At 71.3% G+C, this 11,971-nt stretch carries 17 protein-coding genes; 11 read left to right on the top strand and 6 right to left on the bottom strand.

Annotation, left to right across the window (positions count from 1 at the left end):
- The first annotated feature begins 20 nt into the window (after positions 1-20).
- Positions 21-446 (top strand): DUF5709 domain-containing protein, encoded by a 426-nt coding sequence (locus H5965_RS01585; RefSeq protein ID WP_310967357.1) that lies wholly within the window; start codon positions 21-23, stop codon positions 444-446.
- A 1-nt stretch (position 447) separates the two neighbouring features.
- Here the strand turns inward: H5965_RS01585 and H5965_RS01580 are convergent, their stop codons facing one another.
- Entirely contained in the window at positions 448-1,497 is a 1,050-nt protein-coding gene (locus tag H5965_RS01580) for an RIP homotypic interaction motif-containing protein (protein WP_310967356.1), read from the bottom strand.
- The gene (locus H5965_RS01575) at positions 1,494-1,868 is read right to left on the bottom strand and encodes a MerR family transcriptional regulator (RefSeq protein WP_310967355.1); all 375 of its coding nucleotides are present in this window, start codon (positions 1,866-1,868) and stop codon (positions 1,494-1,496) included. Before H5965_RS01575 ends, H5965_RS01580 begins: the two co-directional genes overlap by 4 nt.
- A gap of 54 nt (positions 1,869-1,922) precedes the next feature.
- Between H5965_RS01575 and H5965_RS01570 the strand changes: the two genes are divergently transcribed.
- Positions 1,923-3,086, top strand: coding sequence for an MFS transporter (locus H5965_RS01570; protein WP_310967354.1), 1,164 nt, complete (start codon positions 1,923-1,925; stop codon positions 3,084-3,086).
- 65 nt (positions 3,087-3,151) lie between these two features.
- Here the strand turns inward: H5965_RS01570 and H5965_RS01565 are convergent, their stop codons facing one another.
- Positions 3,152-4,345: a glycoside hydrolase family 18 protein gene (locus tag H5965_RS01565; RefSeq protein WP_310968466.1), complete on the bottom strand. Its 1,194-nt coding sequence runs from the start codon at positions 4,343-4,345 to the stop codon at positions 3,152-3,154.
- 152 nt (positions 4,346-4,497) lie between these two features.
- Here H5965_RS01565 and H5965_RS01560 point away from each other — a divergent pair, with 152 nt between their 5' ends.
- Entirely contained in the window at positions 4,498-4,890 is a 393-nt protein-coding gene (locus tag H5965_RS01560) for a hypothetical protein (protein WP_310967353.1), read from the top strand.
- On the opposite strand, the gene H5965_RS01555 is transcribed toward H5965_RS01560, so the two are convergent.
- Complete coding sequence (locus H5965_RS01555) at positions 4,884-6,224, bottom strand: pyridoxal-dependent decarboxylase (RefSeq protein WP_310968465.1); 1,341 nt, start codon at positions 6,222-6,224, stop codon at positions 4,884-4,886. The genes H5965_RS01560 and H5965_RS01555 overlap by 7 nt on opposite strands.
- Positions 6,225-6,375: 151 nt before the next feature.
- On the opposite strand from H5965_RS01555, the gene H5965_RS01550 reads away from it, so the two are divergent.
- Positions 6,376-6,909, top strand: a complete 534-nt coding sequence (locus H5965_RS01550) for a GNAT family N-acetyltransferase (protein WP_310967351.1) — start codon at positions 6,376-6,378, stop codon at positions 6,907-6,909.
- On the opposite strand, the gene H5965_RS01545 is transcribed toward H5965_RS01550, so the two are convergent.
- Positions 6,899-7,366 carry a nitroreductase family deazaflavin-dependent oxidoreductase gene (locus H5965_RS01545; protein ID WP_310968464.1) on the bottom strand — a complete coding sequence of 156 codons (468 nt, stop codon included), beginning with the start codon at positions 7,364-7,366 and terminating at the stop codon, positions 6,899-6,901. The genes H5965_RS01550 and H5965_RS01545 overlap by 11 nt on opposite strands.
- A gap of 41 nt (positions 7,367-7,407) precedes the next feature.
- On the opposite strand from H5965_RS01545, the gene H5965_RS01540 reads away from it, so the two are divergent.
- The 6 genes from H5965_RS01540 (at position 7,408) to H5965_RS46095 (ending at position 10,912) form a co-directional block, all read left to right on the top strand.
- The gene (locus tag H5965_RS01540; RefSeq protein WP_310967350.1) at positions 7,408-8,037 is read left to right on the top strand and encodes a class I SAM-dependent methyltransferase; all 630 of its coding nucleotides are present in this window, start codon (positions 7,408-7,410) and stop codon (positions 8,035-8,037) included.
- A 95-nt stretch (positions 8,038-8,132) separates the two neighbouring features.
- Positions 8,133-9,311, top strand: coding sequence for a helix-turn-helix domain-containing protein (locus H5965_RS01535; RefSeq protein ID WP_310967348.1), 1,179 nt, complete (start codon positions 8,133-8,135; stop codon positions 9,309-9,311).
- A gap of 56 nt (positions 9,312-9,367) precedes the next feature.
- The gene (locus H5965_RS01530; RefSeq protein WP_310967347.1) at positions 9,368-9,847 is read left to right on the top strand and encodes a DUF2975 domain-containing protein; all 480 of its coding nucleotides are present in this window, start codon (positions 9,368-9,370) and stop codon (positions 9,845-9,847) included.
- Complete coding sequence (locus H5965_RS01525) at positions 9,847-10,059, top strand: helix-turn-helix transcriptional regulator (protein WP_310967346.1); 213 nt, start codon at positions 9,847-9,849, stop codon at positions 10,057-10,059. Before H5965_RS01530 ends, H5965_RS01525 begins: the two co-directional genes overlap by 1 nt.
- A gap of 129 nt (positions 10,060-10,188) precedes the next feature.
- A complete protein-coding gene (locus H5965_RS46100; RefSeq protein WP_396136851.1) occupies positions 10,189-10,353 on the top strand; it encodes a transposase in 165 nt (54 codons plus the stop codon).
- Between the two features lie 268 nt (positions 10,354-10,621).
- On the top strand, positions 10,622-10,912 hold the full coding sequence (locus H5965_RS46095) for a transposase (RefSeq protein ID WP_396136850.1): 291 nt from the start codon (positions 10,622-10,624) through the stop codon (positions 10,910-10,912).
- Positions 10,913-10,995: 83 nt separating this feature from the next.
- On the opposite strand, the gene H5965_RS01515 is transcribed toward H5965_RS46095, so the two are convergent.
- Positions 10,996-11,472, bottom strand: coding sequence for a MarR family transcriptional regulator (locus tag H5965_RS01515; RefSeq protein WP_310967344.1), 477 nt, complete (start codon positions 11,470-11,472; stop codon positions 10,996-10,998).
- An 88-nt stretch (positions 11,473-11,560) separates the two neighbouring features.
- Between H5965_RS01515 and H5965_RS01510 the strand changes: the two genes are divergently transcribed.
- A complete protein-coding gene (locus tag H5965_RS01510) occupies positions 11,561-11,968 on the top strand; it encodes a RidA family protein (protein ID WP_310967342.1) in 408 nt (135 codons plus the stop codon).
- Positions 11,969-11,971 lie beyond the last annotated feature (3 nt).

Raw genomic sequence — 11,971 nt, 5'->3', positions numbered from 1 at the left:
AGTTGCGCGAAGATGTGGCCGTGGACGACGACATCGAAGACAACGCCGACAACGGCATCCTCGACCCCGAGGACACTTTGGACGACCGCGACGAGCTCGCGGAGGGTTATTCACCACCGGAACGCGCGCAGGCCACCGAAGGCTGGGGCACCACCGCGCGCGAGACGGCGGAAGGTGAGAGCTGGGCGGGCCGCCTCGCCCGCGAAGTCCCCGACCTGGCCGACGACCTCGACGACGACGGCTTGGGCGACACCGAGGACACCGACGGCGAACTGATCGACGACGAGGTCGGCGACGTCCGCGCGGGCCGCTTGGTCGCCACGGACGAAGGCTTCGGGGAAGACGCCGACGAAGAGCTGTACGCCTCGGACGCCGGCATCGACGACGGCGCGGCATCGGCGGAGGAAGCGGCGGTCCACGTGATCGACCCGTCCCGACGCTGGTGAGCTAGCGGAAGCTCCAGAACGGCCCTTCGGGTTCGGGCGGCTCGACGGCCGGCGGGCGAGGTGCCTTCACCGCCGGCAGCTCGGGCTCCGGCGGCTTCGCGGGCTCCTCCACCGCCGGCTCCGCGGGCTCCTCCACGGCCTCCTCCGCGGGCTCCTCCACGGCCTCCTCCGCAGGCTCCTCCACCGCCGGCTCCGCGGGCTCCTCCACCGCCTCCTCCGGCAGCTTCTTCAACGCCCCGCGCGGCTCGTCGGTCACCAAGGCCGCGAGCAGATCCGTGAGGTCCAGCGCGCGCACGTCGATGACCTCGCGGATCTTCTGCTTGTTGCCCTCGCCGTACGCCGACGTGATCGTGTCCTCGAGCACCGCCGGCGGTGCCGGGCCGTTCTCGTTGCACGTCACGTCGAGCGCCGCGTACAGCGCGGCCGCGTCCTGCTCGAACACCTTGCGCACCATCTTGTGCAGCGCCCGCTCGGCCGCGTCGAGCCGGCCCTCGCGGAGCTTGTCCACCACCGCGCGATCGACGGGCCCCAGCGGGACTTCCGGGCCCTTGACGACGTGCCGGAACACGTTGCGCTGGTGGTTGCCGTCCCCGATCTGCACGCCTCGCGAGTTCCAGATCGCCACCTTCGTGCAGCCTTCCACCGGCGACGCCGACGGCGGCAGGCTCGCCGCCAGCGTGCGCGCCAGCGTCTTGTCCAGCGTGATCCGGACGTCCTCGACCCGGAACTTGTGGATGTTCGTCTGCGAATTCCGGTCGCCCAGCTGGATTCCCGCGCAGTTCTTGATGACGAGCGCGTTCGGCGGCAGCAGCCCGGTGACGCCCTCGGCCTCGAGCGTGGCCGGGACGTCCACGACCTGCGCGGCGCCGTCCGCGGTGGGGAAGAACGCGGCCTGCGCCGCCGCGGCCCACTCCTCGACCACCTTCGGCGCGACGACGGCGACCGGCGATCCCTGCCAGGTCGCGCCGATCAGCGGCTCGTCCGGGTCGGCCACCGGGCGGGAAAGTTCCCGCCAGGGCACCGGTTCCAGGAGCCAGTCGTCGCCGGTCACCGGACGGCCGGGTCGTACTCGCGGACCGCGGCCAGGTACTCGCCGATCGCGTCGCGGTTGCGCAGCAGGCATTCCGCGCGCCGGGTCATGCGGTCGCGCTCGGCTTCCAGGGTCGCGATCATCTCCGGGGTCGCGTCCGGGAAGTAGATCGTGCGGGGTTTGTCCAGGCAGGGCAGGATCTGCTTGATGATCCGGGTGGGCAGGCCGGCGTCGAGCAGGCCGCGCACCTGGATCACCCGGTCGACCGTCGGCTCGTCGTAGTCGCGGTACCCGTTCGGGCCGCGGCTCGCGATGATCAGACCCTGCTCCTCGTAGTACCGGAGGAGCCGCCGGGACGTACCCGTGCGCTCCGCGAGCTCGCCGATCCGCATGTGCCCCACCTCACGTAGACCTTCACATCAATGTGAGGGTTCGAGCATAGCGGCATGACGAACATCCGGACCCGCGCTCTCCCGCTCACCGCCCTCCTCGCCCTGACCACCGCCGCGTTCGTCACCGTGCTCACCGAGGCGCTGCCCGCCGGCGTGCTGCCCGGGATGAGCGCCGGTCTCGGCGTCGGCGAAGCCGCGGCCGGCCAGGCGGTGACGATCTACGCGCTCGGCACCGCGCTGACCGCGATCCCGCTGTCGGCCGCCACCGCGGGCTGGTCCCGCAAACGCTTGCTGCTCACCGGCGTCGCCGGGTTCGCGGTGGCCAACACGGTCACGACGCTGTCGTCGGACTACGCGCTGACGATGGTGGCGCGCTTCGTCGCCGGGGTGGCCGCGGGCGTCGTCTGGGCGCTGCTCGCCGGTTACGCGCGCCGGCTCGTCCCGGACCACCAGGGCCGGGCCATCGCGATCGTGATGGCCGGCATCCCGCTGGCCCTCTCGCTCGGCATCCCGGCCGGGACGTTCCTGGGCGGCCTGCTCGGCTGGCGCTCGGCGTTCGGCGTCATGTCGGCGATCGCGGTCGGCCTGCTCGGATGGATCGCCGCGGCGGTCCCGGACCAGCCGGGGCAGACGGCCGGGCGGACGCCGGTCCTGCGCACGCTCGGCGTCCCCGGTGTCGTGCCCGTGCTCGCCGTGACGCTCGTGTTCGTGCTGGCGCACACCGTGCTCTACACCTACGTCGCCGCCTTCCTCGGCCACGCCGGGATGGCGGACGCGGTGGACGTCGTGCTGCTGGTGTTCGGGATCGCGTCGATGGCCGGCATCGGCATCGTCGGCGCCCGGATCGACCGCGCGCTGCGGACGCTGACGGTGCTCAGCACCGTCGGCGTCGCGCTAGCGGCGACGCTGCTGGCGGTGTTCGCGCACAGTCCGGCACTGGTCTACGCCGCGGTGGCGCTGTGGGGACTCGGTTGGGGCGGCGTCCCGACGCTCCTGCAGACGGCGGCCGGAAACGCCGGTGGCGCCGCGGCGGACCACGCGCAGGCCATGCTCGTCACGCTGTGGAACGCGGCGATGGCCGCGGGCGGCGTGGCCGGCGGGGTCCTGCTCGACGCCGCCGGGCCGGCGTCCTTCCCCTGGACGCTGCTCGTGCTCCTGCTGCCGGTGCTCGCGGTGGTCCTCGGCGCCCGCCGGCACGGATTCCCCGGCCGGTCCTGACTGGTCCTGAACGTCCTGAATGGACGAAGGGCCCGGACGCGCTCGCGCCCGGGCCCTCCAGCTTTTCAGCAGCGGCCGGCGATGGCCCGCAGCAGTTCCGCGTTCGCCGTGTCACCCGACAGCTCCCAGGCGAACACGCCGCCGAGCCCCTGCGACTTCGCGTACCCGGCCTTGGCCGACGCCGTCTCGGGGGTGTCGTAGCTCCACCACTGCGAACCGCACTTCGCGTACGCCGTACCGGCGATCTTGCCGTTGGCGGGGCACTTGGTCTTGAGGACCTTGTAGTCCTCGACGCCCGCCTCGTAGGTGCCGGGCGCCGGGCCGGTCGCCGTGCCGCCCGGCTGCTTCTGCGTCACGCCGTCCCAGCCTCGGCCGTAGAACCCGAGGCCCAGCAACATCTTCGACGACGGAACGCCCTGGTGGCGCAGCTTCTGGACGGCCGCGTCGGCGTAGTAGCCGGCGGTCGGGAGGCCGGGGTAGGCGCGCAACGGCGAGTGCGGCGCGGTCGGCCCGTTCGGACTGGCGCCGGCGACGAAGTAGTCGTAGGTCATCACGTTGTACCAGTCGAGGTACCGGCTCGCGGCGCCGTACTCGGTGGCGTCGATCTTGCCGCCCTTCGAGCCGTCGGCGGTGATCGCGGCGGTCACCAGCTGGCGCCCGAACTTCGCGCGCAGCGCCTTGACCAGTCCGGTGAACGCCTTCGGGCCGCTGGTGTCGCAGGTGTTCCCGCAGGCGTTGGGGTACTCCCAGTCGATGTCGATGCCGTCGAAGACGCCCGCCCAGCGCGGGTCATTGACCAGGTTGTAGCAGGACTCCGCGAACGCGGCCGGGTTCTTCGCCGCCTCGGTGAAGCCCGCGGACCACGTCCAGCCGCCGAAGGACCACAGCACCTTCAGCTTCGGGTGCAGCTTCTTGAGCTGGAGGATCTGGTTGAAGCTGCCGTGCAGCGCGCCGGGTTCGGTGCTGTCGGCCTGGCCGCTGACGCTGGTGGCGGCGTCGTAGGGCATGTCGTGGTCGGCCCACGGGTCGCCGACCGCGCAGCCGCCGCCCGTCACGTTGCCGAAGGCGTAGTTGATGTGGGTCAGCTTCGCGGCCGACCCGGACGTCTCGATGTCCTTGACGTGGTAGCCGCGGGCGTAGACGTCCCAGTCGGCGAAGTAGGCCATCACCTTGCCCTGGCCCTGCCCGGCGTCCGCCGGCGGCGCGACGACGGAGGCACCGGCGAGCGCGAGCGCGACGACGGCGATGCGTTTTCTCATGCGGAGCACGGGTTTCTCCTCATCGGCCCAGACGAGCGGACGCCTGAGGCTAACAGGTCCAGACCACTGCGGACCAGAGCGAATCGTGTGGTCAGCGGGTTTCGGTGTACCTCCGCAGCCGGGTGCGGATTCACGCGTGCGATGATCGGGCGATGACCGAGTTCGGCTGCGCCCGCTGTTCCGGCGATGACGCCCTGACCGCGCTGGCGTTCTGCACGACCCGGCTGAACAAGACCCATCGCCTGGTCGAGCGGTCGCATTTCAGCATCTCGCTGCGCCGCTGCCCGGAGTGCGGGCAGTCGTTCGCCGCGATCTTCACCGAGTTCGTCGACTGGACGGGCGGCGAAGACGCGCAGTACTTCGACTTCGTGCCGCTCACGACGGCCGAGGTGTCGGCGCTGGCCGCGCAGGGCGCCGGGGTGGACCTGGCCGAGCTGGGCGCGCTGGGCAGCGTCCGCCGCCGGCTGTCGTCGAGCTGGCCGACCGGCGGCGAGAAGGAAATCGCCTGGCGGACGGACGCGCTTTCGGTGCGCGAAGGTCACTGACGCGCGAGGCGGAGGATCGCCGCGGCACTGCGGTCGACGTCGGCCTCGGTCGTCGTCCAGCCGGACACCGAGATCCGCAGGTACCGGCGGCCGCGCCAGGTGGTGCCGCCCAGCCAGCAGGTGCCGTCGTCCTGAACCTGCCGGATGAGCGCGTCGGTGTCCCCGCCGAAGGAGACGAGGACCTGGTTGAGGACGACGTCGTTGGCGATCTCGGCACCGCCGTCGGCGAGCTTCCCGGCGAACCGGCGGGCCAGCCGGCAGCAGCGGTCGACGAGCTCGGCGACGCCGTCGCGGCCCAGCTCGCGCAGCGCCGCCCAGACGGCGAACCCGCGGGCGCGGCGCGACGACTCCAGGGTCAGATCGCCCATGCCGGACACCTCGCCGGCGCCGGTGAGGTAGGCGGCCCGGTAGGAGATCGCGGCGGCGTGGACGTCCGGGCGGGCGCAGAAGACGAAGCCGGAGTCGTACGGGACGTTGAGCCACTTGTGCCCGTCGCAGGCCCAGGAATCGGCGAGTTCGACGCCGTCGAGGAGCGGCCTGGTGGCCGGGTTGGCGGCGGCCCAGAGCCCGAAGGCGCCATCGACGTGGAGCCAGGCGCCGGGCGCGGCTTCCCGCGCGGCGCGGAGGTCGTCGCACGCGCCGGTGTTCACGTTGCCGGCCTGCAGGCAGACGATCAGCGGCCCGGCTTCGTACTTTCTGCGGAGGTCTTCGACGTCGATGGCGCCTTGCGGGCCGGCTTTGACCGGTTCGACGACCCGGGTGCCGAAGCCGAGCAGCCGCAGCGCGCGATCGATGGTGGCGTGCCGTTCTTCACTGGCGAGGACCCGGACAGGCGGGGCGCCGGCGAGCCCATCGCGTTCGACATCCCAGCCGGCTTCGGCGAGAACGTGGTGCCGCGCGGCGGCGAGGGCGGCGGTGTTCGCGGCCTGGCCACCGGTCACGAACCCGGTGGAGGCGGTGGCCGGGAGGCCGAGAAGCTCTTTGAGCCAGCTGCCGGCGGCCTCTTCGGCGGCGGCCGCGGCGGGCGAGAGCACGGCGTTGAACCCGTTCTGATCCCAGCCGGCGGCGAGGACATCGGCCGCGGTGGCGGCGGGAAGAGCGCCCCCGATGACGAAGCCGAAGAACCGGGGTCCGGCGGTGGCGACGAGACCGGGTTCGGCGGCCCGCGCGAGGTGTTCGAGCACTTCGGACGGTGAGGTGGGGTGCTTGGGGAGCGGGCCGCCGAAGCCGGCCCGCAGGACGGCGGGATCGACGGCCCGGGCGACCGGCCGGTCGGCGAGGGTGGCCCGGTAGTCGGCGGCCAGCTCGGCGGCGCGGGCCAGGAGCGCGTGCATTTCGTCCACGCGCCGACTGTAAGCCCGGGTCCCCGCCGAAGGTCGCGAATGACTCATTCGAGACGCCGGAGGTCCCGAATGAGTCATTCGCGACACCACCGGCGGCGCCGCTCCGAGAACAATCGGCGACCTCCCGGCGTAACGTCCTGGTATGGAGACCCCGTTGAGCACCGACCGGCTCGTGATCCGGGACTGGACGCCTGCCGACGCCGAAGCCGCGTTCGCCATCTACGGCGCGGAAGACGTCACGCACTGGCTGACCCCGGCCATGGACCGCGTCGGCGACATCGGTGCGATGCGCGCGGTGCTGCACGCCTGGCAGGAAGCGCAGCCGAACCTGCCGCCGCCGCGGGGGCGGTGGGCCATCGAGCGCAAAGAGGACGGTGCGGTGATCGGCGGCCTCGGCATCCGGCTGCTGCCGCCCTTCGAAGAGGACCTCGAGCTGAGCTGGCAGCTGACGCCCGGCGTGTGGGGCAAGGGTTACGCGTCCGAGGCGGCGACCGCCCTCATCGAATGGGCCTTCACGCAGGACACCGAGGAACTGTTCGCCGTCGCGCGGCCGAACAACACGCGGGCGATCGCCGTCGCCAAGCGGCTCGGCATGAACTGGGTCGGCGAGACCGACAAGTACTACAACCTGCGGCTGCAGGTGTACCGGATCCGGCACACCGACCTCATCGGCTGACCGGCTCCAGCAGGAAGACGCGGATGTCCCGGTGCGCGGCCCGCGTGGCGTACCGGTCGTACGCGGGCCAGTACGCCGCCACCGCGTCCCACATCTCCTGACGCTCGTCCCCGGTCAGGAGCCGCCCGCTGACGTCGATCGTGCGCCCGTTCAGCGCGACCGTCGCCGCCGGGTTTGCCAGGAGGTTCGCCGACCACGCCGGGTGCGCCTCGCCGCCCCAGTTCGAGCCGATGACGACGTACCCCGTCTCCCGCGCGACGTACAGCAGCGGCACCTGACGGGGTTCGCCGCTGCGGCGGCCGATCGTCGTGAGCAGCAGCGTCCGGAGCCCGACCGCCGCGCCGACGCCGACCCGGCCGCCGCTGATCCGCAGCAGCACCCGGTCGGCCGGCACGAGCGCCCGCCCGAGCACCGCGAACGCCCTGCTCTTGCCGAACCCGGCGAAGACACCCCGCAAACCAGCCACGGCGCGATCCTAGGTCTGGCAGAGTCCCGGGCATGACGCGCCCCGAAACCGCCGCCGAAGTCTTCGACGCGCTCGGCACCGACTACGAGCACGCCTTCCGCACCGCGACCGGGCACCGCGCCGCCCTCACCGACCTGCTCGACGCCTTGCCGCCGGAAGCGGAGGTGCTCGACCTCGGTTCCGGCACCGGACGCCCCACCGCCGAATCCCTGGTCGCCGGCGGCCACGACGTCACCGGCTACGACGTCGCCCCGAAGATGGTCGAGATCGCGCGCAGCCAGGTGCCCGCCGCCCGGTTCGAGCTCGGTGACATGCGCGAACTGTCCTTCGAGGACGACACCTGGGACGCGATCACCGCCTTCTTCTCGATGCTCCAGCTCCCCCGGGCCGAGCAGGAAACCATGTTCGGCCGACTGGCGGCCTGGCTGAAGCCCGGTGGCCTGCTCGTCTTCGCCACCGTGCCGGCCGACGTCGACGGCGTCGACATCGTCTTCATGGGGCACCCGGTCCGGGCGTACAGTTTCGCCGTCGGCCCGCTGAAGGAGCGGCTGCAGGCCGCGGGCCTCGAAATCGTCCGCGCCGACGAGGCCGAGTTCGTGCCCGACCACCCCGGCGCCGGCCCGGAGCCGCACGTCTACCTGACCGCACGCAAACCGGCCTGAGCCGTCAAGAGCTCACGACGTCGATCACCCGGTGGACATGAATTTTGCTCAAGTTCGTGCGTGTCCCGGGCGGCAGACCCGAGCTAAAGTGAGGAATGGGCATCGAAGCTCCGGCCAGGCCGGTCTCTCGCGAACACCGCGAACTGGTCCGCGAGATGCTGACCCGGCTGCCGGAGTTCGCCGACCGCCTCGCCCGGCTGCTCAGTGAGCAGGACGAGTTCTACCGGCAGGTGGCCGACGCCGCCCCGGACGAGCTGCGGCAGGTCTGCGAGGCCAACCTCGAACGCGCGCTGACGGCACTGGCCGAAGGCCGCGGCCTCTCCCTCGACGCCGCCCGCAAGACCGGCCTCGCCCAGGCGCGCCAGGGCATCCCGCTGCCCGCCGTGCTGCGCGCGTTCCGGATCGGCGGCACCTTCGTCTACGAAGGATTGCTCGAGCTCGCGGGCCCGGAGTTCCTCAACCCGGCCCGGACGATCGAGATCAACTCCTACGTCTGGAAGGCGATCGACTACTACTCGGAAGCGCTGACCACCGCCTATGAGGAGGTCGCGGCCGAGCCGTCGCACGCCAACGCGCGGCTGCTGGACGACCTGCTGCGCGGCCGGCTCGCCGGTCAGGCCGAGATGGAGGCCGCGGCCCGCGAGCTGGGCCTGCCGACCGCGGGCATGTTCGTCGCCGTGGTCACCGAACGCGTCGAGCCGGACGAGCACGACTCCGTCGAGGCGCTGCTGCGGGCGCGGCGCTGGCGGTCGGCGTGGCGCCCCGGCGGCGAGGCGGGTCTGGTCGCGATCGATCGGATCGAGGACGTCCGGCGGCTGCGCGACGTGCTGGGTTCGCTGCCGGTCGCGGCCGGGATGAGCAGGCCGTTCACCGGCTTCCCCGAGGTCCCGGACGCCCTGCACCGGGCCCGGATCGCCCGCCGCTCGCTGCCGGCGGCGACCGCGGGTGTGGTGGTGTTCGGCGATTCGCCGGTGACGACGCTGGTCGCGGCCGCGCCGGGGATGGCCCGCGACGTCGTCCGCTCGGCACTGGCCGGAGTGCTCGCCCTGCCGGGCGCGGAGCGCAAGGTCCTGCTCGACACGCTGCTGGCCTGGTTCGCCGGCCACGGCTCGGCGAAGGACGCCGCGGACCGGCTGTTCGTGCACCCGAACACGGTCCGCTACCGCCTGCGCCGCGTGCAGGAGCTGACCAAGCGCGACCTCACCGACCCGGTCGACGTCGGCGAGCTGTACGTCGCACTCGAGTCGGTCCGCCTGGATCCCGAGCCGAAATGATCGCTTTTCGATCACTACCGATTGACTTTCGATAGGAACCCGGCGATAGTCGGCGCATGGTTACCGAGAAGTGGGCTGTCGCCGCGCTCAGAGTGTTCCTCGTGGTGCTGTTCGGCGTCCTCGTCGTGTTCCAGACGTTGTCGCTGCCGGGCGGGATCGCCTACCACGCGCAGCAGAACCCGCACGACGCGCCGCTGCGCTGGCCGTTGACCGCCATCGCGGTCTTCCTGGTGCTGTGCGTCCAGGTGGTGGTCGTCGCGACGTGGAAGCTGCTGACCCTGGTCAAGAAGGACCGGATCTTCACCACGGCGTCGCTGAAGTGGGTGGACGCGATCGTGTGGTCCGTGGCCGCGGCGTGGCTGGTGTTCGTCGGCATGCTGCTCTTCGTCGGCTTCAACGCGGACGACCCGGGGATGCCGATGCTGCTGTTCCTGGTGACCGTGGCGATCACGGTGATCGGGCTGCTGATGGTGGTCATGCGCGCCCTGCTGCGCCAGGCGACCACGCTCCGGTCCGACCTGGAAGCGGTCATCTGATGCCGATCGTCGTGCGCATCGACGTCGAACTGGCCAAGCGGAAGATGAGCGTCGGGGAGTTCGCCGAGAAGGTCGGCCTCACGCCGGCCAACATCGCGGTGCTGAAGAACGGCCGCGCGAAAGCGGTCCGCTTCAGCACGCTGGAAGCGATGTGCCGGGTGCTCGGCTGCCAGCCGGGAGACCTGCTGGAGTGGGTCGAAGAAGACCTTTAGGGCCTGTATCGAAGTCGTCTCGAGCAAGTGGAGCTGAGTCGGCGCTGTTGGGCGTGTCGGTAGCCGACATGGGTGAGGTCTCCGGTAGGTGGTTCGTCGACCAAGAAGAACCTGAATACCGGAGACCTCGTGGACACCCTGGCGGTGGCGGGGCGGTTTGACCTGACCGACGACCAGTGGGCAGCGCTGGAGCCGTTGCTGCCGGTGTCGTCACGGCCCGGTCGGCCGTCGTTGTGGAGCAGACGGCAGCTGTTTGACGGAATCCGGTGGCGGGTGCGCACCGGTGCGCCGTGACGGGACATGCCCGCAGGGTATGGATCCTGGGCCGCGGCCTATCGGCTGTTCCGGCGCTGGCAACGTGCCGGTGTCTAGCAGGCGATTCCGACCGCGTTGCAAGCCGCGGCAGAGGCGGTCGGGCGAATCCGTGGGACGCGAGCGCGGATTCCACGATCGCGCGGGCGCATCAGCATGCGGCGGGCGCGCGGAAAAGGGGCATCTGCAAGCCGAGCCGCCCGGAGGGACCACTCCGGGCGTCGGCCGGCCGCGGGCGCGTCCTGATCGGGTGTCGGCGGACAAGGCCTACACCTCGAAGGCCAATCGAGCTCACCTGCGCGGTCGTGGGATCAAGGCGACCATCCCGAGCAAGGCTGATCAGGACGCGCCCCGCAAGGCCAAGAGGTCGAGGGGTGGCCGGCCACCGGCCTTCGATCCCGAGATCTACAAGCAGCGTCACGCCGTGGAATGTGGCATCAACAGGCTCAAACGCCACCGTGGGGTAGCCACTCGCTATGACAAGCTCGCCGTCCGCTACGAAACCACCGTTCACATCGCGGCCATCAACGAATGGCTCTGACCCACTTCGATACAGGCCCTAGCCGGGGTGTCCGGGGACAGGCCGCCGCGGATCACCGCAACCTCGAGCAACGTCCCTGAACATCACGCCTGGCCCAGATCGGCGGGCCGGACGCGCAGCTTGGCGGCGATCCGGGCGAGCGCCTGCTGGTCGGCCGCGGTGAGGGGGTCGAGGACGTCCAGGACGCTGCGCACGTGCGTCGGCGCGGCGGCCTCGACCACCTCGAACCCGGCGTCGGTGAGGGCGACCAGGGTGTACCGGCCGTCGCCGGGATCGGGCGAGCGCTCGACCCAGCCGCGCTGCTCGAACCGCTTGACCACATTGGACAGCCGGGACAGGGAACCGTTGGCCAGGTAGGCGAGTTCACTCATCCGCAGGCGGCGCTCCGGCGCCTCCGAGATGTGGCTGAGGGTGAGGTACTCGAAGAGCGTCAGGCCGGCTTCGTGCTGCAGCGGCGCTTCGAGGCGGCCCGGGAGCAGCAGGATGAGCGAAACCAGCCCGGTCCAGGCTTCCTTTTCGGCCGGGCTGAGCCAGCGCGTGCCTCCGTGATCCGTGCCCATGGGTGGCACCCTATCCGCCGCAGGATGACTTCACGCTTGAAGTTGTGCTAGCTTGACTTCAAGCGTGAAGTCAATCGGAGGAGACACCGTGTTTTTCGTGACCCCGGGCTACGGCCCGCGCCACCTGGCCGCCCTGCACTACAGCCAGGCGGTCCGCATCGGCAACCGCGTCGAGATCTCGGGCCAGGGCGGCTGGGACGACGACACGGTGTTCCCGGCGGACCTCGAGGAGGAGATCGTCCGGGCGTTCGACAACGTGGAGCGCACCCTGGCCACGGCGGGCGCCACCTGGGCGGACGTCGTCTCGGTGGATTCGTTCCACCTCCCCACGGCGGACGACACCATCGGCGACGACCACACGCGGGTGATGGTGGAGCAGTTCCGCAAGCGCATGGGCGACCGCGCCCCGATCTGGACCCAGCTCGGCGTGGCGGCACTCGGCGCGCCGGGCATGAGGGTCGAGATCCGGGCGACGGCGATCCTCGGCGAGGACTGACCG

Origin of the sequence: Amycolatopsis sp. 505 (assembly GCF_031625235.1) — a bacterium.
In the GTDB taxonomy this organism is placed as follows: Bacteria; Actinomycetota; Actinomycetes; order Mycobacteriales; family Pseudonocardiaceae; genus Amycolatopsis.
This window is presented reverse-complemented; position numbering and strand designations above follow the sequence as displayed.

Bases quoted from the DNA above. Each gene is read 5' to 3' on its own strand.
- H5965_RS01550 (WP_310967351.1), top strand. From the start codon at position 6,376: ATGGAGACCCCGTTGAGCACCGACCGGCTCGTGATCCGGGACTGGACG.
- H5965_RS01560 (WP_310967353.1), top strand. From the start codon at position 4,498: ATGACCGAGTTCGGCTGCGCCCGCTGTTCCGGCGATGACGCCCTGACC.
- H5965_RS01515 (WP_310967344.1), bottom strand. From the start codon at position 11,472: ATGGGCACGGATCACGGAGGCACGCGCTGGCTCAGCCCGGCCGAAAAG.
- H5965_RS01570 (WP_310967354.1), top strand. From the start codon at position 1,923: ATGACGAACATCCGGACCCGCGCTCTCCCGCTCACCGCCCTCCTCGCC.
- H5965_RS01565 (WP_310968466.1), bottom strand. From the start codon at position 4,345: ATGAGAAAACGCATCGCCGTCGTCGCGCTCGCGCTCGCCGGTGCCTCC.
- H5965_RS01540 (WP_310967350.1), top strand. From the start codon at position 7,408: ATGACGCGCCCCGAAACCGCCGCCGAAGTCTTCGACGCGCTCGGCACC.
- H5965_RS01530 (WP_310967347.1), top strand. From the start codon at position 9,368: ATGGTTACCGAGAAGTGGGCTGTCGCCGCGCTCAGAGTGTTCCTCGTG.
- H5965_RS01575 (WP_310967355.1), bottom strand. From the start codon at position 1,868: ATGCGGATCGGCGAGCTCGCGGAGCGCACGGGTACGTCCCGGCGGCTC.
- H5965_RS01555 (WP_310968465.1), bottom strand. From the start codon at position 6,224: ATGCACGCGCTCCTGGCCCGCGCCGCCGAGCTGGCCGCCGACTACCGG.
- H5965_RS01535 (WP_310967348.1), top strand. From the start codon at position 8,133: ATGGGCATCGAAGCTCCGGCCAGGCCGGTCTCTCGCGAACACCGCGAA.
- H5965_RS01525 (WP_310967346.1), top strand. From the start codon at position 9,847: ATGCCGATCGTCGTGCGCATCGACGTCGAACTGGCCAAGCGGAAGATG.